The sequence below is a fragment of the Kitasatospora sp. NBC_00315 genome (assembly GCF_041435095.1).
Taxonomy (GTDB): Bacteria; Actinomycetota; Actinomycetes; order Streptomycetales; family Streptomycetaceae; genus Kitasatospora.
Map to the genome: position 1 here is coordinate 2,689,090 of NZ_CP108025.1, position 24,295 is coordinate 2,713,384.

Genomic DNA, 24,295 nt, shown 5'->3' on the forward strand with positions numbered 1-24,295 from the left:
GCGGAGCACTGGGCCGGTGAGGGCGGGGGCCGGTGAGGGCGGGGGCCGGTGAGGGCGGGGGCCGGTGAGGGCGGGGGCCGGTGAGGGCGGGGGCCGGGGTCAGATCCGGTAGCCGGAGCCGGGGACGGTGATGATCACCGCCGGGTCCCCGAGCTTGCGGCGCAGGGTCATCACGGTGACCCGGACGACGTTGGTGAACGGGTCGGTGTGCTCGTCCCAGGCCTTCTCCAGCAGTTGCTCCGCCGAGACCACCGCGCCGCCGGCCCGCATCAGGACCTCCAGCACGGCGAACTCCTTGGGGGCGAGCTGGATCGGCTTGCCGTCCCGGATCACCTCGCGGCGGCCGGGGTCGAGCGAGATCCCGGCGCGTTCCAGCACCGGCGGCAGCGGGACGGTCGCGCGCCGGCCCAGGGCCCGTACCCGGGCGACGAGTTCGCTGAAGGCGAACGGCTTGGGAAGGTAGTCGTCGGCGCCGATCTCCAGGCCCTCGACCCGGTCGCTGATGTCGCCGGAGGCGGTCAGCATGATCACCCGGGTGGCGAGGCCCTGCTCCACCACGCTGCGACAGACGTCGTCGCCGTGCACCAGCGGGAGGTCGCGGTCCAGGACGACCACGTCGTAGTCGTTCACCGCGATTCGCTGGAGGGCGGCCTCCCCGTCGTACACCACGTCGACGGCCATCGCCTCGCGGCGCAGACCGGTGGCGACGGCTTCGGCGAGCAGCTGCTCGTCCTCGACGACGAGTACCCGCACGATGGTTGTCCCTTCTCCAGGCACCCGGCCCACCGTGGACCGCCCCTCGCGGGCCGGGCCGCGAGGAACGCGGGCCGGGGTCCACCGGGAGCGGACGCACGACTCCGACGGTGGCTCCATCCTGCCTGGTTCGCGGGTAAAGCAGCTGTAAGGCCGCTCCGCGACCGGGCGGGCCCGTGCGGGGTACGGCCCGGGGCCGGCCGCCGGGCCGGCCGAACCGACGGACCGCGCTCCGCTTGGACCGTGACGCGGGCAACTTTCTTTCCCGGGGAGGTTTCCTGCGGCCCGGGGTGGGGAGGACACGTTCACACACCCGCGATCTGGCTCTTCGCCGGTCGCACCCACCCGCCGTGCGTTCATCCGCACCGGCCAGGGGCTGGGACGTCATCGGGAGCGGCCGCAGGCCGTCTCCGCGCCCGACCGGAGATCATCACCGGCCACGGACGCTTTCGTTGGCCCCGAACCCCTTCCGCCGGGGAACGCGCGAACGTGCACGTCCGACACAGTAAGGGGGCCCGTATGGACGCCTTCACCGCCGGAATCCTGCAGCGCATACAGAACGCCGAACAGGATCTGCACCGCGCAATCGAGTCCGGGGACGAGTTCCTGGCCGAGGTGGAGCAGTCCGAGCTGGACGATCTCCGCCGGCTCGCTGCCGACCACGGCGTCGACACGGTGCTGGAGCGGCACCGCGCCGCTGCCTGACCGACCCGACCCCGACCCGTAGCGGTCCGCGAAACCCAAGCCCTGGTACCTGCGTACCAGGGCTCTTCGCTGTTCCGGGCCCCCTCGCTCAGTCCCGCCAGGCGCCGAGTTCCTCAAGGCGGGCCTGGAGCGGCTCGAACACCCCGGGGGGCGCGGTGACGGTGAGCGCGCCGTCGGCGGGCCCGCCGGGGCGGCCGCCGCAGAGCGCGCCGGCCTCCGCGGCGATCAGGAGCCCGGCGGCCCGGTCCCAGGGCTGCAGCCCGCGCTCGAAGAAGCCGTCCAGGCGCCCCGCGGCGACGTCGCAGAGATCGACGGCGGCCGCGCCGCCCCGGCGGATGTCGCGGACCTCGGGCAGCAGGGCGAGCAGGACCTCGGCCTGTCGCGCGCGCACCGACTGCACGTAGTTGAAGCCGGTGCCGATGAGCGCCTGGCCCCAGGGCGGCGCGGGCCGGGTGCCGATCGGGCGGCCGTCGAGGTGGGCGCCACCGCCGAGCACGGCGTGGAACACCTCGCCCCGGGCGGGTACGGCGACCACGCCGACCACCGCCCGCCCGTCCAGTTCGGCGGCCACGCTGACACCCCAGGAGGGCAGCCCGTACAGGTAGTTGACCGTGCCGTCCAGTGGGTCGACGACCCAGCGCACACCGCTGGTGCCGGAGCGGTCCGCGCCCTCCTCGCCGAGGTAGCCGTCCTCGGGACGACGGCCGGTGATCAGCTCCAGGACGAGCTTCTCGGAGGCCAGGTCCATCTCGGTGACCACGTCGACGGGGCTGCTCTTGGTGCCCGCGACACCGAGGTCGGCGGGGCGCCCGTCGCGCAGCAGGGCGCCGGCCCGGTGGGCGGCGTCCAGGGCGAGGGCGAGCAGTTCGTCGAGCAGTTCGGGGCTGGGCTCGCGGCTGGGCACGGGTGTCCTCTCGATGGTTCGGCGGTGACTCGGCGGTGAAACGGGACGGTCGGGCGGGCCCGCTCAGGCCTCGGCGGCGGCCGGACGCGCGGCGCGCGGGTTGGGGCAGCAGGCCACGGGGCAGACGTCGTGGCCGGGGCCGAGCCGGCCGAGGGCGCAGCGCTCGGGCCGCTCGCCGCGCTCGGTCGCGGCGCGCTCCAGCAGGAGTTCGCGCACGGCCGCCGTGAACCGGGGGTCGGCGCCCACGGTCGCGGCCCGGGTGACCGGCAGGCCGAGCTCGGCGGCCCTGGCCGCCGCCTCGGTGTCGAGGTCGTACTTGACCTCCATGTGGTCGGAGACGAAGCCGATCGGCACCATCACCACGGCCGGGGCGCCGGCCTCGTGGACGGCCGCCAGGTGGTCGCAGATGTCGGGCTCCAGCCAGGGGACGTGCGGGGCGCCGCTGCGGCTCTGGAAGACCAGCTCCCAGGGGCGGTCCGCGACCCCGGTGGCCTCGGCGACGGCTTCGGCGACCAGCCGCGCGACCTCCAGGTGCTGGGCGACGTACGCGCCTCCGGGGGCGCCCCGGGCCGGGTCGTCGGGGGCGCCGGAGGTCTCGGCCATCGTGTCGGGGATGGAGTGCGTGGTGAAGGCCAGCCGGGCGCCGTCCCGGACGGCGGCCGGGAGTTCGGCGAGTGCGGCCAGGGTGGACTCGGCCATCGGGCGGACGAAGCCGGGGTGGTTGTAGAAGTGCCGCAGCTTGTCGATCCGCAGCGCGGGCAGGCCCTCCGTGGCGAGCTGCCCGAGCGCGTCGGCGAGGTTCTCGCGGTACTGGCGGCAGCCGGAGTAGCCGGCGTACGCGCTGGTGGCCAGCACGGCGACCCGGCGGTGCCCGTCCGCCGCGATCTCGCGCAGCGCGTCGACCAGGTAGGGGGCCCAGTTGCGGTTGCCCCAGTAGACCGGCAGATCGAGGCCGTGGCCGGCGAAGTCCTTGCGCAGGGCCGCGAGCAGCTCGCGGTTCTGCTCGTTGATCGGGCTGACGCCGCCGAACAGGAAGTAGTGCTTGCCGACCTCCTTGAGCCGCTCCGTCGGGATCCCGCGGCCGCGGGTGACGTTCTCCAGGAAGGGCACCACCTCCTCGGGGGCCTCGGGCCCGCCGAAGGAGAGCAGCAGCAGGGCGTCGTAGGGGGCGGCCGGGTCGTGGGCCGGAGCCCGGCCGGCCTCGGCGCCGGTGACTGAGGGTGTGCGCGCGTCGGACATGGCACTGATCCTGCCACTGCCGGGCCGCCGCTTGCGGGCGGGGGACGGCCACGATCTGTCCGGTTTATCTCGTTTGCCAAGTTACGTAAGCTGTCTACTCCAGCGATGTTCCTTACCGAGTGTTCCTTCCCCACGCGGAGCCCCAGTGCTGTCCAGCTACCGCCGGATCTTCGCCGCCCCCGGCAGTCCGGCCTTCTCCTCCGCCGGGTTCGTCGCCCGGCTGCCGATCTCGATGACCGGCATCGGCATCGTCACCATGCTGTCGCAGCTGCGCGGCTCCTACGCAGTGGCGGGCGCGGTGTCGGCGGTGCTGGCACTGTCGGCCGCGGCGGCCGGACCGCAGGTGTCCCGGCTGGTGGACCGCTACGGACAGCGCCGGGTGGCCCTGCCGGCGACCGCGATCACCATCGCCGCGGTCACCGCGCTGCTGCTCTGTGCCCGGCTCGGCGCACCCGACTGGACGCTCTTCGTCTTCGCCGCCGCCATGGGCGGCATGCCCAGCACCGGCGCGATGGTGCGGGCCCGCTGGGCCCATCTGTACCGCGACGACGGGCCCAGGCTGCACACCGCGTACTCGTTCGAGGCGGTGGTGGACGAGATCTGCTTCATCGTCGGCCCGATCCTCTCGATCGGCCTGGCCACCGCGGTCTTCCCGGAGGCGGGGGTGCTGCTGGCCGCGGTGTTCCTCACGGTGGGGGTGGTGCTGTTCACCGCGCAGCGCGGCACCGAGCCGCCCGTCCACCCGGCCGCCCACCGCTCGGGCGGCTCGGCGATCCGCACCGCCGGGCTCCAGGTGCTGGTGCTGACCTTCGTGGCGACCGGTGCGGTCTTCGGGTCGGTGGAGGTGGTGACGGTGGCCTTCGCGCAGGAGCAGGGGCACACCGCCGCGTCCAGCGTGGTGCTGGCGGTCTACGCGCTGGGCTCCTGTCTGGCCGGGGTGGTGTTCGGGACGCTCAGGCTGAAGGGCTCGATGGCCGTGCGGTTCACGGTCGGGATCGCGCTGATGGCGGTCAGCATGGTGCCGCTGGTGGTGGTCGGCCAGGCCGTCACCGGGACGGCCGGGCTGGTGGCGATAGGCGGCGCGCTGTTCGTCACCGGCATCTCGATCTCGCCGACCCTGATCACCGCGATGGCCCTGGTCGAGCGGCTCGTCCCGGCGGCGCAGCTGACCGAGGGAATGACCTGGACCACCACCGGACTGGCCCTCGGCGTGGCCGTGGGCTCCTCGGCGGCCGGCTGGGTGGTGGACGCCGCGGGCGCCCCGACCGGGTACTGGGTGCCGGTCGGCGCGGCCGCGTTCGGCGCTCTGACGGCGCTGGCCGGCCTCGGCCGACTGCGCTCGGGGCTGCCCGCCGTGGAGGCCGGCGACGATGCCCCGCAGACCGTAGACCTGGGGCGTTGAACTGGCTACGCTCCCTACCCACGGGTAGCGGCCGGGGCTGCGGCCCCGTGCGCCACCCCGGACAGTGCCGACACCGTTCGGCCCCGGAGCAGGAGGCGCAGCAATGCCCCAGGCCATCACCGCCGGTCGCTGGACCAACTGGGCCGGCAACCAGAGCGCCCACCCGGCCGAGGTGGCGACCCCTTCGTCCGCGGCCGAACTGGGCGAGCTGATCCGGCGGGCGGCCGAGGCCGGCCGCACGGTCAAGGCGGTCGGCTCCGGGCACTCCTTCACCGCGATCGCCTCGGCCGGCGACGGCGTGCTGGTCCGCCCGGAGGGGCTCACCGCCGTCCGGGAGCTGGACCGCGAGGCCGGCACCGTCACCGTGGAGTCCGGCCTGCCGCTCTCCCGGCTGAACCGCCTGCTGGAGGCGGCCGGTCTGTCGCTGACCAACATGGGCGACATCGAGGTGCAGACCGTGGCCGGCGCCACCAGCACCGGCACCCACGGCACCGGCCGCGACTCCGGGTCGCTCGCCGCGCAGATACGGGCGCTGGAGATCGTCCTGGCCGACGGCAGTGTGCGGCAGTGCTCGCCGACCGAGAACCCCGGGCTGTTCCAGGGCGCCCGGCTGGGGCTCGGCGCGCTCGGCGTGGTCACCGCGATCACCTTCGGCGTGGAGCCGGCCTTCCTGCTCACCGCGCACGAGCGGCCGATGCGCTTCGACGAGGTGGTCGACCGGCTGGACGACCTGGCCGCCGTCAACGAGCACTTCGAGTTCTACTGGTTCCCGCACACCGACCGCTGCTCCACCAAGCGCAACAACCGCAGCCAGGGGCCGGCCGCGCCGCTGCCACGGTTCAAGGCGTGGCTGGACGACGACTTCCTCTCCAACACGGTCTGGGAGGGTGCCTGCCGGGTGGGCCGGCGCTTCCCCGCCTCGATCCCGTCGATCGCGGCCGTGGCCAGCCGCGCGTGGTCCGAGCGGACGTACACCGACACCGCGTACCGGGTGTTCACCAGCCCGCGCACGGTGCGCTTCACGGAGATGGAGTACGCCGTGCCGCGCGAGGCGGCGGCGACCGTGCTGCGCGAGCTGAAGGCGCTGGTCGAGCGCTCGCGCTGGCGGGTCAGCTTCCCGGTCGAGGTGCGGTTCGCGCCCGCCGACGACCTCTGGCTGTCCACCGCGAGCGGCCGCGACAGCGTCTACATCGCCGTCCACCTCTACCGGGGCACCACCGACCAGGGCTACTTCACCGAGGTCGAGAAGCTGATGACCGCCCACCGGGGCCGTCCGCACTGGGGCAAGCTGCACACCCGGGACGCCGGGTACCTCGCGGACGTGTACCCGCGCTTCGGCGACTTCACCGCGCTGCGCGACGAGGTCGACCCGCAGCGGGTGTTCGGCAACGACTACCTGCGCCGGGTGCTCGGGGCGTAGGCCCGCTCCGTCAGGGCGTCGCGGTTGCGGCCGGCGAAGCGGTCCCGGACGGGTCGGCGGGGGTGGCGCCCGGCGCCGGGTCGGCCGATCCGCCGGTCTGCGGCGCGGGCGAGGCATGGCCGCTCCCCGACGGCGCGGCCGTCGTCGGCGCGGAGGTCGGGCCGGTGGTCCGGCTCGGTGCGGCGGACGGCGCCGAGGGCGAGGCGCCGGGTGTGTGCTCACCGGGCGCGGGCGCCGAGGGCGAGGGCGATCCGGTCGCGGGCGGGGCGGACGGCCGGTGGCCGACCGTGCCGCCGAAGGAGGTTCCCTCTCCCGTCCCGCCCCGGACGGTCGCCGAGACGGGCTGCCCGGTGGCCAGTTCGAAGGCCACGATCGGGACCATCGCCAGGACGAAGACCAGCGCCGAGACCGCCGTGAAGGACCTCCAGGTCCGCCGCCGGCCGGCTTTCAGCACCGGGGAGCGGTGCCAGTCGCCGTCGGCGGGCCCGGCCCCCTCGCCGCGGGCCGGTGCCGGACGCAGGGTGTTCACCATGTCACCGGGGCCCCGGTCGGTCGCCTCGCGCAGCTGCTGCCCGGTACGCCGGAAGACGTGTTGGAGGACGGCGCCGCTCGTGGTGGCGGCGATGCTCACCACCGCCGCGCCGGTGATCGTCCCGGCGACCCCCAGTTGGGAGGCGAGGACGGCGCCGACCACGGTCGCCAGTGCACTGGCCACGACCTGAGTCACACTCAGATCGATCCTCCGGCCGCCCTTCGCACCGTCGTCCGCCTTCGCCGCGGGCCCCGCCGGGGGTTTCGCGGCGGCCTTCTGGTCCGGCATCAATATCCCTCGGTCAGTTCGACTGTTCTTCGAACAAGTCATTCCATCTTGCACAAAGAAGGACACAAGGGGCGAATATCCGGTTCTCGGCGGTCGATATATGTGAAGATGATCACCGTCCGGTCGTCAACGGTCCGCCGTTGAAGGGCCCACTCTTGAGATTCCCGTGAATCGCGGGAGACTTGAGCGGCGAGCCGCCCCTCCGGATGCCACGAATGGAGTACTGTTCGTGGAGCCTGAGCCTTTGGTCGACTTGTCGACTGCCCATCAACCGGCAGATCCGCCAGCGACCACGGCGCGGGAACGCACGGCGACGCCCGTCCCGGATCGTCGCATCGCTCCACGTGCGAACTGTGGTGACCGTTGGCGGCTCACACCGCCAGTGCCGGGACACTCAGGCGCGACGTCGACCGCGACGTGGCAAAAAGGCAACCGTGCCACAGCGGCGCAGCCGGGCAGAAGCCCGACACGCCGGAGAACTCAGCAAGGTTGTGGCCAGTCGCCAGTGGGCAGGCCACACTCAGTACGGGAGCAGCGACGCAGGTGACGTCGGCAGGCACCACCCGGGAGGTAACCGTGCCCGAACTGCGCGTCGTGGCCGTCAGCAACGACGGCACACGGCTGGTGCTCAAGGCTGCCGACAGCACGGAGTACACCCTCCCCATCGACGAGCGGCTACGCGCCGCCGTCCGCGGGGACCGGCCGCGCCTCGGTCAGATCGAGATCGAGGTCGAGAGCCACCTCCGCCCCCGTGACATCCAGGCGCGGATACGAGCAGGCGCCTCCGCCGAGGAGGTCGCCCAGGCCGCCGGCATCTCGGTCGACCGGGTCCGCCGCTTCGAGGGCCCCGTGCTCGCCGAGCGCGCCTTCATGGCCGAGCGCGCCCGCAAGACCGCGATCCGCCGGCACGGCGAGTCCACCGGGCCCCAGCTCGGCGACGCCGTCGCCGAGCGCCTGACCCTGCGCGGCGCCGAGAAGGACACCGAGCGGTGGGACTCCTGGCGCCGCGACGACGGCACCTGGGAGGTCGTCCTCGGGTACCGCGCGGACGGCGAGGGCCGCTCCGCCAGCTGGACGTACGACCCGCCCCGCCGCCTGGTCCAGCCGAACGACGACGAGGCCCGCGCGCTGATCGGCGAGAACGTCGAGCGCGAGGAGGAACAGGTCTTCCCGTTCATCCCGCGGATCGCCCGGCTCCCCCACGACCGCCCGCTGCGCCCGATGATCGACCGGCCCTCGGCCGACCGGATCATGTCGTCGCGCGAGGTCCGGGAGTCCCGGGAGGCCACGGCCGAGGCGCGGGACTCGCTGACCAGCCTGCTGGACGTGGTGCCCGCGTTCCGGGAGAACCTCGCGGTCGGCCCCGCCCCGGCGGAACCCGCGGTGGCCGAGGTCGTCGAGGAGGTCGAGGAGCCTTCGGTTGCCCCCGCGGCCGGCATCGGCGCCGGTTCGGCGTACGCGGACATCCTGATGCCGCGCGCGGTCGCCCCGCACCGGGAACGGCTGGTCGGCACCACCGACCGGCAGGCCGAGGCGGACGGCGTGCGGCCCGGGCGGCGGGCCACGGTGCCCAGCTGGGACGAGATCGTCTTCGGCAGCCGGCGCAAGAAGCAGGAGTAGCAGGGCGGCAGTGGGCCGCGGCCACGAGGACCGGTACCGGGCCTCGGCGCCGGGCCCGCGCTGCGAGAGCGCTGTGCGACGGCGGCCGCCTCCCTCGGGAGGCGGCCGCCCTCTGCGTGTCGGGGTGTGACGCCCGGTCAGCCCGGGTGGGCGCCGGTGGCGGCGGGGCGGGCCGGATCGCCGCACCAGTCGCTCCACGAGCCCGGGTACAGCACCGCCGGGAGGCCGGCCGCCTCCAGCGCCAGGATCTGGTGGGCCGCGGTGACACCCGATCCGCAGTAGACCGCCACCTCCCGCTCCCCCGCGCCGAGCGCGGCGAAACGGGCGGCCAGCGCGGCGGCCGGCAGGAAGCGCCCGTCCGAACCCAGGTTCTCGGTGGTCGGAGCCGACACCGCGCCCGGGATGTGCCCGGCCCGCGGGTCGAGCGGCTCCAGCTCTCCGCGGTAGCGCTCGCCCGCCCGGGCGTCCAGCAGCAGACCGGTCCGGGCGAACGCGGCGGCGCCGTCCGCGTCGAGGGTGGGCAGGTGCCCGGGCACCGGCTTGAAGTCACCCTCCGCCGCCGGCGGCAGCCCGGTGCCGAGCGGCAGTCCCGCCTCCTGCCAGGCGGCCAGCCCGCCGTCCAGCACCCGCACGTCCGGGTGCCCGGCCCAGCGCAGCAGCCACCAGGCCCGGGCGGCGGACATCGCCGGGCCCGCGTCGTACACGACCACCGGGCGCCGGGCGTCGACACCCGCGCGGCGCAGTGCCGCGCCGAGGACCTCCGGATCGGGCAGCGGGTGCCGGCCGCCGGCGCCGGGCGGGGCCGCCAGCTCGCTGTCGAGGTCGACGAAGTACGCACCGGGCAGGTGGCCCGCCTCGTAGTCCCCCACCCGGGAGGTGCTGCCCAGCTGGAAGCGGATGTCGAGCAGCACCGGCGGCCGGGTGGAGGCGAGGGCCGTCTCCAGCTCGGCCACGGAGATCAGCGGGGAGTCCTGCGCGAAGTCGTCCATGGCGGCCATTCTTGCGCAGCGACCCGGACGGCGGGCCTCCTGTTAACACCATTGCCACATGCGGGCCCCCGCACGGGCCGCGGGCACGCCGCCGGCGACCGACGCTCCGCTCAGGCCTGCTGCTCGAACGGCAGGACGTCGGGCGAGAGCACCGAGACGCGGGCGGCCGCGGCGGTCAGCCGACGGCGGTGGTGGCGCCGGCAGAGCACCTCGTAGCCGATCTCGTCCTCGCTGACGCTGATGTCGCCGACCACGACCTGCGCGCCCTCGACCACCATCACGCCGCCGACGGTACGGGCGTTGTGGGTGGCCCGGGCGCCGCACCAGCAGAGCGCCTCGACCTGGAGGACCTCCACCCGGTCGGCGAGTTCGATCAGTCGCTGCGAGCCGGGGAACAGCCGGGTGCGGAAGTCCGTGGTGATGCCGAAGGTGAAGACGTCGATGCCCAGTTCGTCCACCACCCGGGCCAACTGGTCGACCTGCCCGGCCGCGTAGAAGTTGGCCTCGTCGCAGATCAGGTAGTCGACCCGGCCGCCGGCGGAGAGCAGCTGCACCACGTGGGCGTGGAAGTCGAACGCGTCCGTCACCTCCACCGCGTCAGCGCGCAGGCCGAGCCGGCTGGAGATGGTGGAGGCCCCGGCCCGGTCGTGGCGGGAGAAGATGATCCCCTGCCGGCCGCGGGCGGCGTGGTTGTGGTCCAGCTGGAGTGCGAGCGTCGACTTGCCGCAGTCCATCGTCCCGGAGAAGAACACCAGTTCAGCCATGGGTGGTGCAGAGGCCCTTCGGTTGGGGTGGGCGGCTCAGCCGCGGACTTCGAGCAGCGGTACGTGTTGCTCGGCCGGGGTCATCGACCCGTGCAGGCCGATCATCGTGGACTCGCCGGGCTCGCTGCGGGAGGCGGTGACCGCGATGTCGTCCCGGGCCGCCGCGACCACGTCGCCGATCCGCTGGTAGACCCGGTCGTCGACCACCGGGCCGAACCAGCCCGCCGCGATCGCCTGCTCCCTGGTCGCCACCCACATCCGGTCGCCGAGCACCTCGCTCCAGACGGTGTACACATCGGAGGCCGCGCCGGGCACCGCGTACACGTGCCGGGCCCGGCCCTCCCCGCCGAGCAGGGCGACGCCGGCGCTGAGCTCCCAGTCGTCGTCGAAGTCGATCCGGTCCTCCGGCGCGATGTCGATCATGCCGTGGTCGGCCGTCACGTACAGCGCGGAGCGCGGCGGCAGTTGCTCGGCCAGCCGCCGCGCCAGCCGGTCGACGGTGTTCAGCGTCATCCGCCAGTCGTCCGAGTCGACGCCGAACCGGTGCCCGGCGCCGTCCAGTTCACTGACGTACGTGTAGACCAGCGCCCGGTCGTTCTCGGCCAGCCACCGCGCCGCGAGATCCATCCGCTCCTCGCCGGTGGTGCGGCCGAGGAAGGTGCCGCCGGAGAGCGCCACCTTGGTCAGCGGGGTGTTCACGAACAGCGGCGAGGAGACCTGGCAGGTCGCCACGCCGGCCGCCTGGACCTGCTCGAAGACCGTCGGGTAGGGCTGCCAGACCCGCGGCTCGGTCGGCGGCTGCCAGCGCAGCTGGTTCATCAGGTAGCCGGTGCCGGGGACGGCGACGGTGTACCCGGCCAGCCCGTGCCGGCCCGGCGGCAGGCCGGTGCCGACCGAGGCGAGCGAGGTCGCGGTGGTCGCCGGGAAGCCGGCGGTGAGCGGGCGCCCGGCGCCGCCCATCGAGCTGCCGGTCAGCGAGCTGAGGAACGGCGCGTACTCGGGGTGGCGCAGCAGCAGCTCCCAGCCCAGACCGTCGACCAGGAACACGCAGACCCGGTCGGCGGGCGCGATCGGCAGGGCGGATCCGAAGCCGGGCACGCCGAGCCCGGCCGCCACCGAGGGCAGCAGGTCGCAGAGCGAGCCGCTGCCGTACAGCGGCGCGGGGGCGTCGGCCGGGTCCAGGATCTCGAAGGAGTCGTAGCCGTCGGCGGGTGCGAGTGTCATCGTGGAGTTCTGGTTCCTGGGGGCTTCGGGTCCGTGGTCAGGCGTCCGTGGTCAGGCGTCCGTGGTCAGGCCCGGCCGCTGCTGATCGTCGCCTCGGACAGTGCCCGGGCGAAGACCAGCGCCTGCGCGACCGTCTCCGGGCCGTCGCCGGCCTCGCTGACCCGCAGGGAGAGGTCGTCGGCCGTCGCGGAGCCGGTGTAGCCGTGGTCGGCGTCGCAGTTCGGGTCCGAGCAGCCGGCCGGCTCCAGGTCGAGCCGCTGGACGGCGCCCCAGCCGATGGTCAGGACCACCTCGCGCGGCAGGGTGCCGGGGGTGTACGTCTCGGGGTTGGAGACCATCCTGCTGAGCACCACCGAGCCGATCCGGTCCAGGCGGACGCTCTCGGTCGAGGTGGTCGCGTACGGCACCGGGCTGTCGGCGTCGCCGGACTGCTCGTCCGTGTGGCTGACCACGAACCGGGTCGGGGTGAGCACCAGCACGGTGACGTGCCGGCGTACCTCGTTGGCGTCGAAGGTGGTCTCCTGGTGGACCAGGTAGGAGCTGATCGGCTCGGAACCCACCGCGGACTCGACCGCCTCGGACACCAGGGCCGGGTAGTAGCCACTGCGCTCGATCGCCGTGCGCAGGTCCTGAGTGTTGGTGGTACCGGTCTTGGCCATAGCTCCATCCTGGCATGGTCCGCCGACGAAGCGGGCGGCACGGCGCCGGGGCGGCCGGCGCGCGGCACCCCGGGACGGGGCGCAACCAAGGAAGGTTACAGGGTGCTCATGGCGCGCGGGCCCAGATCGCTGCGTACCGGCAGCGGGGCGATCCGCACGCGCGCCCCCAGGATCGCCAGCCCGTGCGGCGCCACGACCACGGGTTCGAGGTCCACCGAGGCCACCTCCGGCAGGTCGTCGACCAGCCGCGACACCCGCAGCAGCACCTCCTCCAGCGCGGCGGTGTCCACCGGGTCCGAGCCCCGCCAGCCGAACAGCAGCGGCGCCGCCCTGACCTCCCGGATGAGACTCGCCACATCCTGGTCGGTGGCGGGCACCAGCCGGTGCGCGACGTCGCCGAGCAGTTCCGCCGGGGCGCCGGCCAGACCGAAGGAGAGGATCGTGCCCACCGCGGGGTCGACGGTCGCGCCGATCACGGTGTCCACCCCGCGCGGGGCCAGGCCCTGGACGACCAGCTGCGCCGGACCGGCGCCCCCGAGCAGCGCGTCCAGCTCCCGGTGGGCCCGGCGCAGGCCGGGCTCCCCGGTCAGGTCGAGCCGGACGCTGCCCAGATCCGGACGATGGCGCAGGTGCGGGGCGGTGGCCTTGAGCGCGACGGGGTAGCCGAGGGTGGCCGCGGCCCGGACCGCGCTCGTCTCGTCCGGTGCGGGCAGCGTCGGGTGGACGTCGATGCCGTAGGTGGCGAGCAACGCGTTGCCGTCCGCCTCGGGCAGGGTGATCCGGGCGCCGCCCGGCTGGAGCCGGGCCGCGACGGCCGCCCGGGTGCCGAGCGCCGCGTCCACCAGTCGGCGGGCGGCCCCCTCGTCCACGCCGTCCAGCTCGGGGACGCGCGCGGTCTCCTCGGCCGCGGCGGTCCGGCGGCGCCAGTCGGCGTACCGGACGGCGTGCGCCAGTGCGTGCACGGCCCGCTCCGGCGTCGGGTAGGCGGGCACCCCGCCCGGCCGCAGCCGGCCCGGCAGGTCGGTCAGCGCCAGGTGGGCGAGCACCAACGGCTTGCCCAACTCCCTTGCCCTGAGCGCCGCCTCCAGCAGCGCGTCGGCGATCTCCGGGTCGTCCGAGCCCGGGTCGCTCTCGTGCAGGCGGCCCCCCACGAAGGCGTGCGCGGAGGTGCCGATCGGCGGGATCGCCACCGCGATCACCGCGTCCACCGCCGGGTCGGACAGCGCGGTCTCCAGGGCGATCCGGAAGTTCTCCCCGGTGGCCGCGGTGGTCAGGTCGACCGGGGTGCGCGGGCGCAGCCCCGCCGAGAGGCAGGTGTCGTACGTCAGCAGGCCCATGGAGTCGGAGTTGCCGACCACCGCGACCCGGTCCCCGGGCGGCAGCGGCTGGCGGGCGAGCAGCTCACCGGTGTCGTACAGGTCGGTGATGGTGTCCACCCGCAGCACGCCGGCCTGCTGGAACAGCGCGTCGGCGGTGGCGTCGCGCAGGCCGCTGACGGCGGGCTGGACGGCGTGGCCGGGCGGCAGACTGCCGGTGTGCCTGGCCCCCTTGACCACCACCACCGGCTTGACGGTGGCCAGCCGGCGGGCGATCCGGGTGAACTTGCGGGGGTTGCCGAAGGACTCCAGGTACAGCAGCACCACCTCGGTGGCCGGGTCCTCCTCCCAGTACTGGAGCAGATCGTTGCCGGAGACGTCGGAGCGGTTGCCCACCGAGGCGAAGGAGGAGACGCCGAGGCCGCGCCGGTGGGCGGCCTCCAGCAGCGCGACGCCGATCGCCCCGGACTGGCAGAAGATCCCGAACCCGCCGCGCGCGGGCAGCACCGGCGCGAGCGAGGCGTTCAGCGGTCGCTCGGGGTCGGTGTTGATCAGGCCGAACGCGTTCGGGCCGATCACCCGCATCCCGGCCGCGCGGGCCTGGCGCACCAGCGCCCGCTGGCGGTCGCGGCCCTCCGGGCCGGTCTCGGCGTAGCCGGCGGTGACCACCACCAGGCCCTGCACGCCGTGCGCGCCGCAGTCCGCGACCGCGCCCGGCACCGCGGCCGCCGGGACGGCGATCACCGCGAGGTCCACCGGCCCCGGTATCTCCAGCACCGAGGGGTACACCGGCACGCCGTCCAGCTCGGTGCCCGGCCCGGCGTTGCGGTTCACCGCGTACACCGGGCCGCCGAAGCCCGCCAGGTCGTGCAGGATCGCCCGGCCCACCGTCCCCGGGGTGCGCGAGACCCCGACCACCGCGACCGAGCGCGGGGTCAGCAGCCGCTGGACCGAACGGGCCTCGGCGCGGTGTTCGCGGGCCCGCATGACCGCCAGCGAGGCGGCGGTGGGTTCCAGGTCGAACTCCAGGTGCACCACGCCGTCGGCGAAGCTGCGCCGCTGGGTGTAGCCGGCGTCGGTGAAGACCTTGACCATCTTGCGGTTCTCGGGGAGCACCTCGGCGATGAACCGGCGGATGCCGCGCTCCTGGGCGACGGCCCCGATGTGCTCCAGCAGGGCGGAGGCCACGCCCCGGCCCTGGTGGGCGTCCTGCACCAGGAACGCCACCTCGGCGGTGGTGCCCTGCTCGGAGGGCCGCCCGGTGGCGTCGATCCGGTCGTAGCGGACGGTCGCGATGAAGCGGTCGCGCACGACCACGGCCAGGCCCACCCGGTTGACGTAGTCGTGATGCGTGAAGCGCCGTACGTCCTTGTCGGAGAGCCGGGGGTAGGGCGCGAAGAACCGGAAGTACTTGGACTGGTCGGAGACCTGCTCGTAGAACTCCACCAGGCGCTGCGCGTCGGCGGTGGTGATCGGCCGGATCCGGGCCGTGCCGCCGTCGCGCAGCAGCACGTCCGCCTCCCAGTGCCGGGGATAGCCCGGCTCCTCGGTCGGCCGCTGCGGCTCGGCCGGCCGTCGCTGTCCGGCGTCGGCCGGTCCGTCGGCGGGCTCCGGCGCACCGGCCGGTTTCTGCTCGCCGGCCGGCCGGAGCGGGTCGGTCGGCCGGGCCTGCGGTACCGAGGAGTCGTCCACATTCGTCAGGTTATCCGGCGGCGAGCCGCATGGCGCCGGGCACGCGCCCACGGCAGTGTGGAGGCACGGCCACCGGCGCCCCCGCCAGGGCGGGAGCGCAGCTCGCAGGCCGTTCCCCCGCCATGTGCGCGACAGCACGGCAGCCCTTCACACATGCAACACTGGTCTAGACAACATGGCCGTCCCCGAAACATGGCCAGCAACACCGAAAGGCACGTCTCATGGCTGAGCGCCGCGTCACCATCGGTTGGGCCGAGGGCCTGCACGCCCGTCCCGCCTCCATTTTCGTCCGCGCCGTCACGGCCACGGGCGTGCCGATGACCATCGCCAAGCCCGGCGGCAAGCCCGTCAACGCCGCCTCCATGCTCGGCCTGCTGGGCCTGGGCGCCGAGGGCGGCGAGGAGATCGTCCTGGCCTCCGAGGCCGACGACGCCGCGCCGGCCCTCGACCGCGTCGCGAAGCTGGTCCACGACGGACTCGACGAACTGCCCGCCGCCTGAGCCGGCCCTTCCCACCCAGGGGTGCACCGGCGCCGGTGCGCCCCTGCGCCGTGTCCGGGCCCGCGCCCGTGGGGCGCCCGGGTCCGCCCCGACGCCGCGTCCGGGCCCACGCCGTCTCCGGGCCCGCGCCGTCTCCGGGCCCCCCCGTGGGGCTCGCCGGCGCACTGCGAGAATCGGGCCGTGCGTGAACTGACGACCATCGCCGAACTGCGCGACGCCGCCGAGGACGACGCCCTGCCGCTCTGGGCCGCGCAGGGTTTCGCCACCGGCGCCCGCGCCTGGACCCACGCCGGGGCGGTCGCCGTCGCCGGCCCCCGGCTCTCCCTCCGCGACCGCCTGGCCGTGCGCGGCCCGGCTCCCGCCGCCGCCCGCCTGGTGCGCCACGCGCTCGCCGAGGCCGGCCCCTCCTACCGGCCGGTCGGGGACACCGACCTGATCGCCTCGCTGCTCGCGGCCGTCCCCGGGCTGGCCCTGGTGGACACCTTCGGCTGGATGGAGATCGGCGGCTCCCGACTCGCCGCCCCCGCCGACGCCCACTGGCTGCGCCCCGACGAGCTGCCGCAGGCCGCCGCCCTGATCGCCGAGGCCTACCCCGGCTCCTACGCCCGCCCCGAGGACCGGTCGGGCGCCCGGACGGTCCACCGGTCGGGCGCCCGGACGGCCCATCGCTGGGCCGGCGTGCGGGACGGCGCCGGCCGCCTGACCGCCGTCGCCGCCGACGCCTGGAGCGCCCCCGAGGTCGGCTTCCTCGCCGGCGTCGCCGCCCACCCCCGGCACGGGCGCGGCCGCGGCCACGCCGAGGCCGCCTGCCGGCTGGTCCTGGACACCCTGCTGCGCCGCAGCGGCCGGGCCGCCCTGATGGTCGACGGCGACAACCCGGCCGCGATCCGGCTCTACCACCGCCTCGGCCTGCACTGGCGCGACGTGTCGGCCGCCGCCGTGGAGGGCTGACCGCCACCCGGCGGCCGCGCCGCCCGGGAGCGGTCAGCCCTTCACGCAGACCACCTGCTTGAGGTGGGCGACGACCTCCACCAGGTCCTTCTGCTGCGCCATGACCTTCTCGATCGACTTGTAGGCGCCCGGGATCTCGTCCACCACGCCGCTGTCCTTGCGGCACTCGACGCCCCTGGTCTGCTCCTCCAGGTCCTTGGTGGTGAACCGCTTCTTGGCGGCGCCCCGGCTCATCTTCCGGCCGGCGCCGTGGGAGGCCGAGTTGAAGGCCGCCTCGTTGCCGAGACCACGGACGATGTACGAGCCCGTGCCCATCGATCCGGGAATGATGCCGAGATCACCCGTACCGGCCCTGATCGCACCCTTGCGGGTGACGAGCAGGTCGACTCCGTCGTAGCGCTCCTCGGCGACGTAGTTGTGGTGACAGCTGATCACCTCGTCGAAGGCGACCTTCGCCCTGGCGAACTCCCGGCGCATCACGTCCTGGAGCAGGGCCATCATGATCGCCCGGTTGTGCCTGGCGTACTCCTGCGCCCAGAACAGGTCCTGCCGGTAGGCGGCCATCTGCGGGGTGTCCGCGACGAACACCGCCAGATCCCGGTCCACCAGGCCCTGGTTGTGCGGCAGCGAGCGGGCGACGCCCATGTGGTGGTCCGCCAGTTCCTTACCGATGTTGCGGGATCCGGAGTGCAGCATCAACCAGACGGAACCGCTCGTGTCGAGGCACACCTCGGTGAAGTGGTTTCCGGATCCGAGCGTCCCCATCTGCTGCGCGGCCCGCTCGCGCCGCCACTTCACCTCCGGCGCGATCCCGTCGAACCGCTGCCAGAAGTCGTCCCATCCCGCCGTCGGGGCGCCCTGCAGCGTGTGCGGGTCGACCGGATCGGCGTGCAGCCCCCGACCGACCGGGATCGCCCGCTCGATCCTGGAGCGCAGCCGGGAGAGGTCGTCCGGCAGGTCCTTCGCGGTGAGCGAGGTCCTCACGGCGCTCATCCCGCAGCCGATGTCGACGCCGACCGCCGCCGGGCAGACCGCGTCCTTCATGGCGATGACGGATCCGACGGTCGCGCCCTTGCCCAGGTGGACGTCGGGCATCACGGCGAGGCCGTGCAGCCAGGGCAGGGAGCTGATGTTGCGCAACTGCTGGAGGGCCTGGCTCTCGACGGTGGCCGGGTCGGCCCACATCCGGATCGGGATCCCGGCGCCGGGGATTTCGGTGTACGACATGGTTCAACGACCTCCGGGGTCGACTGGTTTCACGGGTGGTTCCGGGGGTGCCGCGCGTAGCTTCCGGCGGGGCTCGGGAAGGTCCGGGGGTACGGCGCCGCGATCGGGCGACAGCGCTCGGGCGCTGCGATCGGGCCGGCGGCGCTCAGGCGCTGCGGCGTCGTCGCGAGGCGGGACGGAGCGGTCTCGGGGAGCGCTGGGCGCCGGTGGTGCGCCGGGTGGGCTCGACCCGCATGGTGACCGCCTCCTCTCGTCGTCGCGTCGTCTCGTCGTCTCGCCGTGCGGGAGCCATCTACCCACGGACGGGGAGAGGGTCGCAACGCAATAAAGCACGAAGGGGCCCGGCGGAGTTGATGCCCCGCCGGGCCCCGTCCGGATCCGGTACGCCGTCAGGAGGTGATGACGGTGACCTCGCCGATGCCGAGCTTGCCGACCGGCTCGGCGATCTCGGCGGCGTCGCCGACGAGCACGGTGAACAGGCGGTCCGGCGGGAACGCCGCGACCACGGCCTCGGTGGCGGCGGCGGTGCCGAGTTCGGCGAGCCGGCGGTAGAACTCCGCCTGGTAGTCGTCGGGCAGCGCCTGCTCGACCTGGTCGGCCAGGGTGCCGGCGACCGAGCCCGCGGTCTCGAACTTGAGCGGGGCGACGCCGACCAGGAACTGGACGGCCTCGTCGCGCTCGGCGTCGGTGAGCCCCTCGGCGGCGAGCGTGCGCAGGATCGTCCAGGTGTCGGCGAGGGCCGGCGCGGTGGAGGCGGTGTCGACCGAGCCGCTGATCGCGAGCATCGCCCGGCCGGTGCCGTCGGCCGCGGAGCGCAGCGGCTGGGCGAAGGCGCGGACGCCGTAGGTGTAGCCCTTCTCCTCGCGCAGGACGCGGTCGAGCCGCGAGGTGAGGGTGCCGCCGAGGCAGTAGGTGCCGAGGATCTGGGCGGCCCAGCTGTCGTCGTGGCGGTCCGGGCCGATCCGGCCGATCAGCAGCTGCGTCTGGACGGAGCCGGGACGGTCGACGATGACGACCCGGCCGGTGTCGTCGGCGGTGACCGGGGCGTGCGTGCTCGGCCGGCCGGCGGTGCCGCTCCAGACCCCGAGGGTGCTCTCCAGCAGGGCCGGGAGGTCGGTGCCGGTGAGGTCGCCGACGACCACGACGGTGGTGGTGCCGGGGCGGATGTGGGCGTCGTAGAACGCCTTGACCGCCGGCCGGTCGATGGACCGGACCGTCTCGGCCGTGCCGCCGCGCGGGCGGGAGAGGCGGTCGGCGGCGTCGAAGAGGCCCGCGTAGAGGGCCTTGGCCGCACGGCGGGCCGGGTTGGCCTGCTCGTGGACGATCTCGTCGAGCCGGTTGGCGACGAGCCGCTCGATCTCGTCCTCGGGCAGGGCCGGGGCGCGCAGGGCGTCGGCGAGCAGCCCGAGGCCGCGCTGCAGCCGGGAGGCGGGGACTTCGAGCGAGACCCGGATGCACGGGTGGTCGGCGTGCGCGTCGAGGGTGGCGCCGGCGCGCTCCAGCTCGGCCGCGAACTGCTCGGCCGTCAGGGTGTCGGTGCCCTCGTTGAGCGCGCGGGCGAGGATGCCGGCGACGCCGTCGAGGCCCTCGGGCTCGGCCGCGAGCGGGACGTCGAGCAGCACGTCCACGGCGACCAGCTGCTGGCCGGGACGGTCGCAGTACAGCACGGTGATGCCGTTGGCGAGGGTGGTGCGCTCCGGCCGGGGGAACGCCCAGGGCGTGGGCGTCCCCGGCCGGGGCTGGGGGTGGAAGGTCATGACGGGGGTGGGGTCGGTGCTCATGCGGCCGTCTCCTCCTGGGTCTCGTCGGTGCCGGCTGCGTCGTCGTTGTCGTCCCCGGTGGTGGGCTCGTAGACGAGCACGGCGCGGTTGTCGGGGCGCAGCCGGGCCGCGGCGACGGCCTTGATCTCCTCGGCGGTGATGTCGAGGACCTTGGGCAGCGCCTCGTTCACCAGCTTCGGGTCGCCGAACAGGACGGCGTAGCGGCAGAGTTCGTCGGCGCGACCGGCGACGGTGGTGAGCCGGTCCAGCCACTCGCGCTCGATCTGGGCCTGGGCGCGCTCCAGTTCCTCGGCCGTGGGGCCCTCGGCCGCGAAGCGGGCGAGCTCCTCGTCGACGGCGGTCTCGATCTGCTCGATGGTCGCCTCGCCGGAGGTCTTGACGTCGAGCCAGCCGAGCGAGGGGGCGCCGGCCAGGCGCAGCAGGCCGAAGCCCGCCACCACGGCGGTGCGGTCGCGGCGCACCAGCCGGTTGTAGAGGCGGCTGGACTCGCCGCTGCCGAGGATGGTGAGCGCCAGGTCGGCGGCGTCGGCCTCACGGGTGCCGTCGTGCGGCAGCCGGTAGGCGGCCATCAGGGCGCGGGAGGGGACGTCCTCGTCGATCAGTTCGCGGGGCTCGGCGCCGATGACCTCGGGCAGGGTGCCGTCGCGCGGGGGCTGCTTGCCGTCGTGGGCGGGGATGGTGGCGAAGTACTTCTCGACCCAGGCGACGGTCTGCTCCGGGTCGATGTCGCCGACCACGGACAGCACGGCGTTGTTGGGCGCGTAGTACGTGCGGAAGAACGCGCGGGCGTCCTCCAGCGTGGCGGCGTCCAGGTCGGCCATGGAGCCGATGGGCGTGTGGTGGTACGGGTGCCCGTCGGGGAAGGAGAGCGCGGTGAGCTTCTCGAACGCGGTGCCGTACGGGACGTTGTCGTAGCGCTGGCGGCGCTCGTTCTTGACGACGTCGCGCTGGTTCTCCATCGAGGTCTCGTCCAGGGCGCTGAGCAGCGAACCCATCCGGTCCGCCTCCAGCCAGAGCGCGAGCTCCAACTGGTGGGCGGGCATGGTCTCGAAGTAGTTGGTGCGCTCGAAGCTGGTGGTGCCGTTGAGCGAACCGCCGGCGCCCTGGACGAGCTCGAAGTGCCCGTTGTTGGAGACGTTGGCGGAGCCCTGGAACATGAGGTGCTCGAAGAGGTGGGCGAGACCCGTGCGGCCCTTGACCTCGTGGCGGGAGCCGACGTCGTACCAGAGGCACACGGCGGCCACCGGGGTGAGGTGGTCCTCGGAGATCACGACCCGCAGGCCGTTGGCCAGGCGGTGTTCGGTGATGGCGATGGCAGCGCCAGTGCCTCCGGTGGAGGCGGCTGCGGGGGCCGGGTTGGCCATGCGCTCGGGTCCTTCCCGTCGTCGAGGTCGGGGGGTTCGGTGGGCTTCCCCCACCGGGGGTGCGTGGGCGTCCCCATTGTGGTGCAACGCGTGGGGCCCGTGGTTGTGTCCGCGCGGGGAGGGCGTTCGCCACGGGCGGAAGCGGCGCGCGCACGCGAGGCGCGGGTGGACGGACGGGAGGCCGTTCGGGCCCGGGGAGAGCCCTTGGCGGGGTCTGTCCGTCACAGGGTCCACAATGGGGGCGCTGAACGACCATGCCGACAGGTGTCGACGACAAGACGAAGCCGACAGACGTAAGGGAGCCCCGCCGCGATGGCCCGCCGCAGTTCGCCCACCCCGCCGCCCGGAGACTTCGAGGAGCGGATCCTCGATGTCGATGTCGTGGACGAGATGGAGGGCTCCTTCCTGGAGTACGCCTACTCGGTGATCTACTCGCGTGCGCTTCCCGACGCGCGGGACGGTCTGAAGCCGGTGCACCGGCGCATCCTCTACCAGGCCAACGAGATGGGCCTGCGCCCGGACCGGGCGCACGTGAAGTGCGCCCGCGTGGTCGGCGAGGTGATGGGCCGGCTGCACCCGCACGGCGACGCGTCCATCTACGACTCCGTCGTGCGGATGGCGCAGCCGTTCTCGATGCGGCTGCCGCTGATCGACGGCCACGGCAACTTCGGCTCGCTCGGCAACGACGACCCGCCGGCGGCTATGCGGTACACGGAGTCGCGGCTGACCTCGGCGTCGATGGCGCTGGTGGAGTCGATCCACGAGGAAACCGTCGACTTCGGGCCCAACTACGACGGCAGCGAGCAGGAGCCCTTGGTGCTCCCCGCGGCCTTCCCGAACCTGCTGGTGAACGGCACCTCCGGGATCGCGGTCGGCATGGCGACGAACATGCCGCCGCACAACCTGGCCGAGGTGGTGGCGGCGGCCCGGCACCTGATCAAGCACCCGTCGGCGGATCTCGACACCCTGATGCGCTTCGTGCCGGGCCCGGACCTGCCCACCGGCGGGCGGATCGTCGGGCTCTCCGGCATCCGGGACGCGTACGAGAGCGGCCGCGGCACCTTCCGGATCCGGGCGACCACCTCGGTGGAGAACGTCACGCCGCGCCGCAAGGGCATCGTGGTGACGGAGCTGCCGTACACGGTGGGCCCGGAGAAGGTGATCGGCAAGATCAAGGACCTGGTCAACGCGAAGAAGCTGCAGGGCATCGCGGACGTCAAGGACCTCACCGACCGCGCGCACGGGCTGCGGCTGGTGATCGAGGTGAAGAACGGCTTCGTGCCGGAGGCGCTGCTGGAGCAGCTCTACAAGCTGACGCCGATGGAGGAGACCTTCGGCATCAACAACGTGGCCCTGGTGGACGGTCAGCCGCTGACGCTGGGTCTGAAGGAGCTGCTGGAGGTCTACGTCGACCACCGCTTCGAGGTGGTCCGCCGGCGCAGCGACTTCCGGCGGCGCAAGCGCCAGGAGCGGCTGCACCTGGTCGAGGGTCTGCTGGTGGCGCTCGTCGACATCGACGAGGTCATCGCGATCATCCGCTCCAGCGAGAACGCGACGCAGGCCAAGGAGCGGCTGATCGAGCGCTTCTCGCTGTCCGAGACGCAGACCTCCTACATCCTGGACACTCCGCTGCGGCGCCTGACCCGCTTCGACCGGGTGGAGCTGGAGAGCGAGCAGGAGAAGCTCAACTCGGAGATCGCCGAGCTGACGGAGATCCTGGAGTCGGACACCCGGCTGCGCGGTGTGGTCTCCTCCGAGCTGGCCGCGGTGTCGAAGCAGTTCGGCACGGAGCGGCGGACGGTGCTGCTGGAGGCGGGCGCGGTGCCGGCCGCCTCGCTGGCGGTGCCGCTGGAGGTGGCGGACGATCCCTGCCGGGTGCTGCTGTCGTCGACGGGCCTGCTGGCCCGGACGGCGGACGGCGAGCCGCTGGAGGTCGCGCAGTCGCGGGGCAGACACGACGTGATCGTGTCCGCGGTGCCCGCGACGGCACGCGCCGACGTCGGCGTGGTGACGTCCGCCGGCCGGGTGCTGCGCCTGCCGGTGATCGATCTGCCGGGTCTGCCCCCGACGCCCTCGCCGACGCTGGCCGGCGGCGCGCAGGTCTCGGAGTTCCTGCGCCTGGAGACCGGCGAGCGGGCGATCGCGCTGACCACGCTGGACGAGTCCTCGCCGGGGCTGGCACTGGGCACGCTGCAGGGCGTGGTCAAGCGGGTGGTTCCGGAGTGGCCGTCGAACAAGGACGAGTTCGAGGTGATCGCCCTGAAGGAGGGCGACGAGCTGGTCGGCGCGGTGGAACTGCGCACCGGTGAGGAGGACCTGGTCTTCATCACCTCGGACGCCCAGCTGCTGCGCTACCCGGCGGGCCAGGTCCGCCCGCAGGGGCGTCCGGCCGGCGGCATGGCGGGGGTGAAGCTGGTGGACGGCGCCCGGGTGCTGTCGTTCACCGCGGTGGATCCCGCGGTGGACGCGGTGGTGGTGTCGGTCGCCGGCGCCTCGGGGACGCTGGCGGGTGAGGCGCAGACCAGCTGGAAGGTCACGCCGTTCGAGCAGTACCCGCGCAAGGGCCGCGCCACCGGCGGGGTGCGCTGCCAGCGGTTCCTGCGTGGCGAGGACGCGTTGGCGTTCGCCTGGGCGGGCGCCGCGCCGGCCAGGGCGACGACGGACAAGGGCTCGCCGGTCGAGCTGCCGGAGCGCGATCCGCGCCGGGACGGCTCCGGTACGCCGGTGACGACGCCGATCGCGGCGGTGGCCGGCCCGGCATAACGGCGGCCGGTCGGCCGGTCGGCCGGTGGGTCGGTCGACAGGAGGAGGGGGTGCCCCAGGGCGCCCCCTCCTCCTTGCGTTGCGGTGCCCCTTCGCGCGACGCGCCCCGGCGGCGGAGCGCCCGCGGGGGTCGGGGCTGGATGCCCGCGGGGGCCGGGGCTGCGCGGCCGTCCTCCGGGAGGGCGTCAATTCACCGATTTTT

At 74.0% G+C, this 24,295-nt stretch carries 19 protein-coding genes; 7 read left to right on the forward strand and 12 right to left on the reverse strand.

Annotated features, from left to right (window positions below; translation table 11 throughout):
- Positions 1 to 99: 99 nt before the first annotated feature.
- The gene (locus OG823_RS10720) at positions 100 to 753 is read right to left on the reverse strand and encodes a response regulator transcription factor (RefSeq protein ID WP_371479236.1); all 654 of its coding nucleotides are present in this window, start codon (positions 751 to 753) and stop codon (positions 100 to 102) included.
- 519 nt (positions 754 to 1,272) lie between these two features.
- On the opposite strand from OG823_RS10720, the gene OG823_RS10725 reads away from it, so the two are divergent.
- Positions 1,273 to 1,458 carry a hypothetical protein gene (locus OG823_RS10725; RefSeq protein WP_073924886.1) on the forward strand — a complete coding sequence of 62 codons (186 nt, stop codon included), beginning with the start codon at positions 1,273 to 1,275 and terminating at the stop codon, positions 1,456 to 1,458.
- Positions 1,459 to 1,546: 88 nt separating this feature from the next.
- On the opposite strand, the gene OG823_RS10730 is transcribed toward OG823_RS10725, so the two are convergent.
- A complete protein-coding gene (locus OG823_RS10730) occupies positions 1,547 to 2,362 on the reverse strand; it encodes an inositol monophosphatase family protein (RefSeq protein ID WP_371479237.1) in 816 nt (271 codons plus the stop codon).
- Between the two features lie 63 nt (positions 2,363 to 2,425).
- Positions 2,426 to 3,601, reverse strand: coding sequence for a ferrochelatase (locus OG823_RS10735; protein ID WP_371479238.1), 1,176 nt, complete (start codon positions 3,599 to 3,601; stop codon positions 2,426 to 2,428).
- Between the two features lie 145 nt (positions 3,602 to 3,746).
- On the opposite strand from OG823_RS10735, the gene OG823_RS10740 reads away from it, so the two are divergent.
- Together OG823_RS10740 and OG823_RS10745 are read left to right on the forward strand one after the other, a co-directional pair.
- Positions 3,747 to 5,003 carry an MFS transporter gene (locus tag OG823_RS10740; protein ID WP_371479239.1) on the forward strand — a complete coding sequence of 419 codons (1,257 nt, stop codon included), beginning with the start codon at positions 3,747 to 3,749 and terminating at the stop codon, positions 5,001 to 5,003.
- Between the two features lie 103 nt (positions 5,004 to 5,106).
- Positions 5,107 to 6,423 (forward strand): D-arabinono-1,4-lactone oxidase, encoded by a 1,317-nt coding sequence (locus OG823_RS10745; RefSeq protein WP_371479240.1) that lies wholly within the window; start codon positions 5,107 to 5,109, stop codon positions 6,421 to 6,423.
- A gap of 10 nt (positions 6,424 to 6,433) precedes the next feature.
- Here the strand turns inward: OG823_RS10745 and OG823_RS10750 are convergent, their stop codons facing one another.
- Complete coding sequence (locus OG823_RS10750; RefSeq protein WP_371479241.1) at positions 6,434 to 7,138, reverse strand: hypothetical protein; 705 nt, start codon at positions 7,136 to 7,138, stop codon at positions 6,434 to 6,436.
- A 648-nt stretch (positions 7,139 to 7,786) separates the two neighbouring features.
- Between OG823_RS10750 and sepH the strand changes: the two genes are divergently transcribed.
- The gene (sepH, locus tag OG823_RS10755; RefSeq protein WP_371479242.1) at positions 7,787 to 8,863 is read left to right on the forward strand and encodes a septation protein SepH; all 1,077 of its coding nucleotides are present in this window, start codon (positions 7,787 to 7,789) and stop codon (positions 8,861 to 8,863) included.
- Positions 8,864 to 9,000: 137 nt separating this feature from the next.
- On the opposite strand, the gene OG823_RS10760 is transcribed toward sepH, so the two are convergent.
- From OG823_RS10760 to OG823_RS10780, 5 genes are all read right to left on the reverse strand, one after another.
- Positions 9,001 to 9,852, reverse strand: a complete 852-nt coding sequence (locus OG823_RS10760) for a sulfurtransferase (protein WP_371479243.1) — start codon at positions 9,850 to 9,852, stop codon at positions 9,001 to 9,003.
- 110 nt (positions 9,853 to 9,962) lie between these two features.
- A complete protein-coding gene (locus OG823_RS10765; protein WP_371479244.1) occupies positions 9,963 to 10,616 on the reverse strand; it encodes a thymidine kinase in 654 nt (217 codons plus the stop codon).
- Between the two features lie 36 nt (positions 10,617 to 10,652).
- Positions 10,653 to 11,840 (reverse strand): alkaline phosphatase family protein, encoded by a 1,188-nt coding sequence (locus tag OG823_RS10770; RefSeq protein ID WP_371479245.1) that lies wholly within the window; start codon positions 11,838 to 11,840, stop codon positions 10,653 to 10,655.
- A gap of 65 nt (positions 11,841 to 11,905) precedes the next feature.
- Positions 11,906 to 12,499 (reverse strand): DUF5998 family protein, encoded by a 594-nt coding sequence (locus OG823_RS10775; RefSeq protein WP_371479247.1) that lies wholly within the window; start codon positions 12,497 to 12,499, stop codon positions 11,906 to 11,908.
- Between the two features lie 95 nt (positions 12,500 to 12,594).
- Entirely contained in the window at positions 12,595 to 15,327 is a 2,733-nt protein-coding gene (locus tag OG823_RS10780) for a GNAT family N-acetyltransferase (RefSeq protein ID WP_371484418.1), read from the reverse strand.
- A 401-nt stretch (positions 15,328 to 15,728) separates the two neighbouring features.
- Here OG823_RS10780 and OG823_RS10785 point away from each other — a divergent pair, with 401 nt between their 5' ends.
- Entirely contained in the window at positions 15,729 to 16,007 is a 279-nt protein-coding gene (locus OG823_RS10785) for an HPr family phosphocarrier protein (protein ID WP_371479248.1), read from the forward strand.
- A 180-nt stretch (positions 16,008 to 16,187) separates the two neighbouring features.
- Positions 16,188 to 16,958, forward strand: a complete 771-nt coding sequence (locus OG823_RS10790) for a GNAT family N-acetyltransferase (RefSeq protein WP_371479249.1) — start codon at positions 16,188 to 16,190, stop codon at positions 16,956 to 16,958.
- A 33-nt stretch (positions 16,959 to 16,991) separates the two neighbouring features.
- Here OG823_RS10790 and OG823_RS10795 read toward each other — a convergent pair whose 3' ends face one another.
- The 3 genes from OG823_RS10795 to OG823_RS10805 all read right to left on the reverse strand — a co-directional run bounded on the left by OG823_RS10795 (position 16,992) and on the right by OG823_RS10805 (position 21,330).
- Positions 16,992 to 18,185 (reverse strand): RtcB family protein, encoded by a 1,194-nt coding sequence (locus tag OG823_RS10795; protein WP_371479250.1) that lies wholly within the window; start codon positions 18,183 to 18,185, stop codon positions 16,992 to 16,994.
- A gap of 389 nt (positions 18,186 to 18,574) precedes the next feature.
- Entirely contained in the window at positions 18,575 to 19,966 is a 1,392-nt protein-coding gene (locus OG823_RS10800) for a M16 family metallopeptidase (RefSeq protein ID WP_371479251.1), read from the reverse strand.
- Positions 19,963 to 21,330: a M16 family metallopeptidase gene (locus OG823_RS10805; RefSeq protein WP_371479252.1), complete on the reverse strand. Its 1,368-nt coding sequence runs from the start codon at positions 21,328 to 21,330 to the stop codon at positions 19,963 to 19,965. The genes OG823_RS10800 and OG823_RS10805 overlap by 4 nt, the downstream gene beginning before the upstream one ends.
- Before the next feature lie 312 nt (positions 21,331 to 21,642).
- Between OG823_RS10805 and OG823_RS10810 the strand changes: the two genes are divergently transcribed.
- Positions 21,643 to 24,093: a DNA topoisomerase (ATP-hydrolyzing) subunit A gene (locus tag OG823_RS10810; protein ID WP_371479253.1), complete on the forward strand. Its 2,451-nt coding sequence runs from the start codon at positions 21,643 to 21,645 to the stop codon at positions 24,091 to 24,093.
- Positions 24,094 to 24,295: the final 202 nt, after the last annotated feature.

Coding starts and splice junctions, on each gene's coding strand:
- OG823_RS10785 (WP_371479248.1), top strand. CDS start 15,729: ATGGCTGAGCGCCGCGTCACCATCGGTTGGGCCGAGGGCCTGCACGCC.
- OG823_RS10760 (WP_371479243.1), bottom strand. CDS start 9,852: ATGGACGACTTCGCGCAGGACTCCCCGCTGATCTCCGTGGCCGAGCTG.
- OG823_RS10765 (WP_371479244.1), bottom strand. CDS start 10,616: ATGGCTGAACTGGTGTTCTTCTCCGGGACGATGGACTGCGGCAAGTCG.
- OG823_RS10805 (WP_371479252.1), bottom strand. CDS start 21,330: ATGGCCAACCCGGCCCCCGCAGCCGCCTCCACCGGAGGCACTGGCGCT.
- OG823_RS10795 (WP_371479250.1), bottom strand. CDS start 18,185: ATGTCGTACACCGAAATCCCCGGCGCCGGGATCCCGATCCGGATGTGG.
- OG823_RS10745 (WP_371479240.1), top strand. CDS start 5,107: ATGCCCCAGGCCATCACCGCCGGTCGCTGGACCAACTGGGCCGGCAAC.
- OG823_RS10810 (WP_371479253.1), top strand. CDS start 21,643: ATGGCCCGCCGCAGTTCGCCCACCCCGCCGCCCGGAGACTTCGAGGAG.
- OG823_RS10770 (WP_371479245.1), bottom strand. CDS start 11,840: ATGACACTCGCACCCGCCGACGGCTACGACTCCTTCGAGATCCTGGAC.
- OG823_RS10800 (WP_371479251.1), bottom strand. CDS start 19,966: ATGAGCACCGACCCCACCCCCGTCATGACCTTCCACCCCCAGCCCCGG.
- OG823_RS10775 (WP_371479247.1), bottom strand. CDS start 12,499: ATGGCCAAGACCGGTACCACCAACACTCAGGACCTGCGCACGGCGATC.
- OG823_RS10725 (WP_073924886.1), top strand. CDS start 1,273: ATGGACGCCTTCACCGCCGGAATCCTGCAGCGCATACAGAACGCCGAA.
- OG823_RS10735 (WP_371479238.1), bottom strand. CDS start 3,601: ATGTCCGACGCGCGCACACCCTCAGTCACCGGCGCCGAGGCCGGCCGG.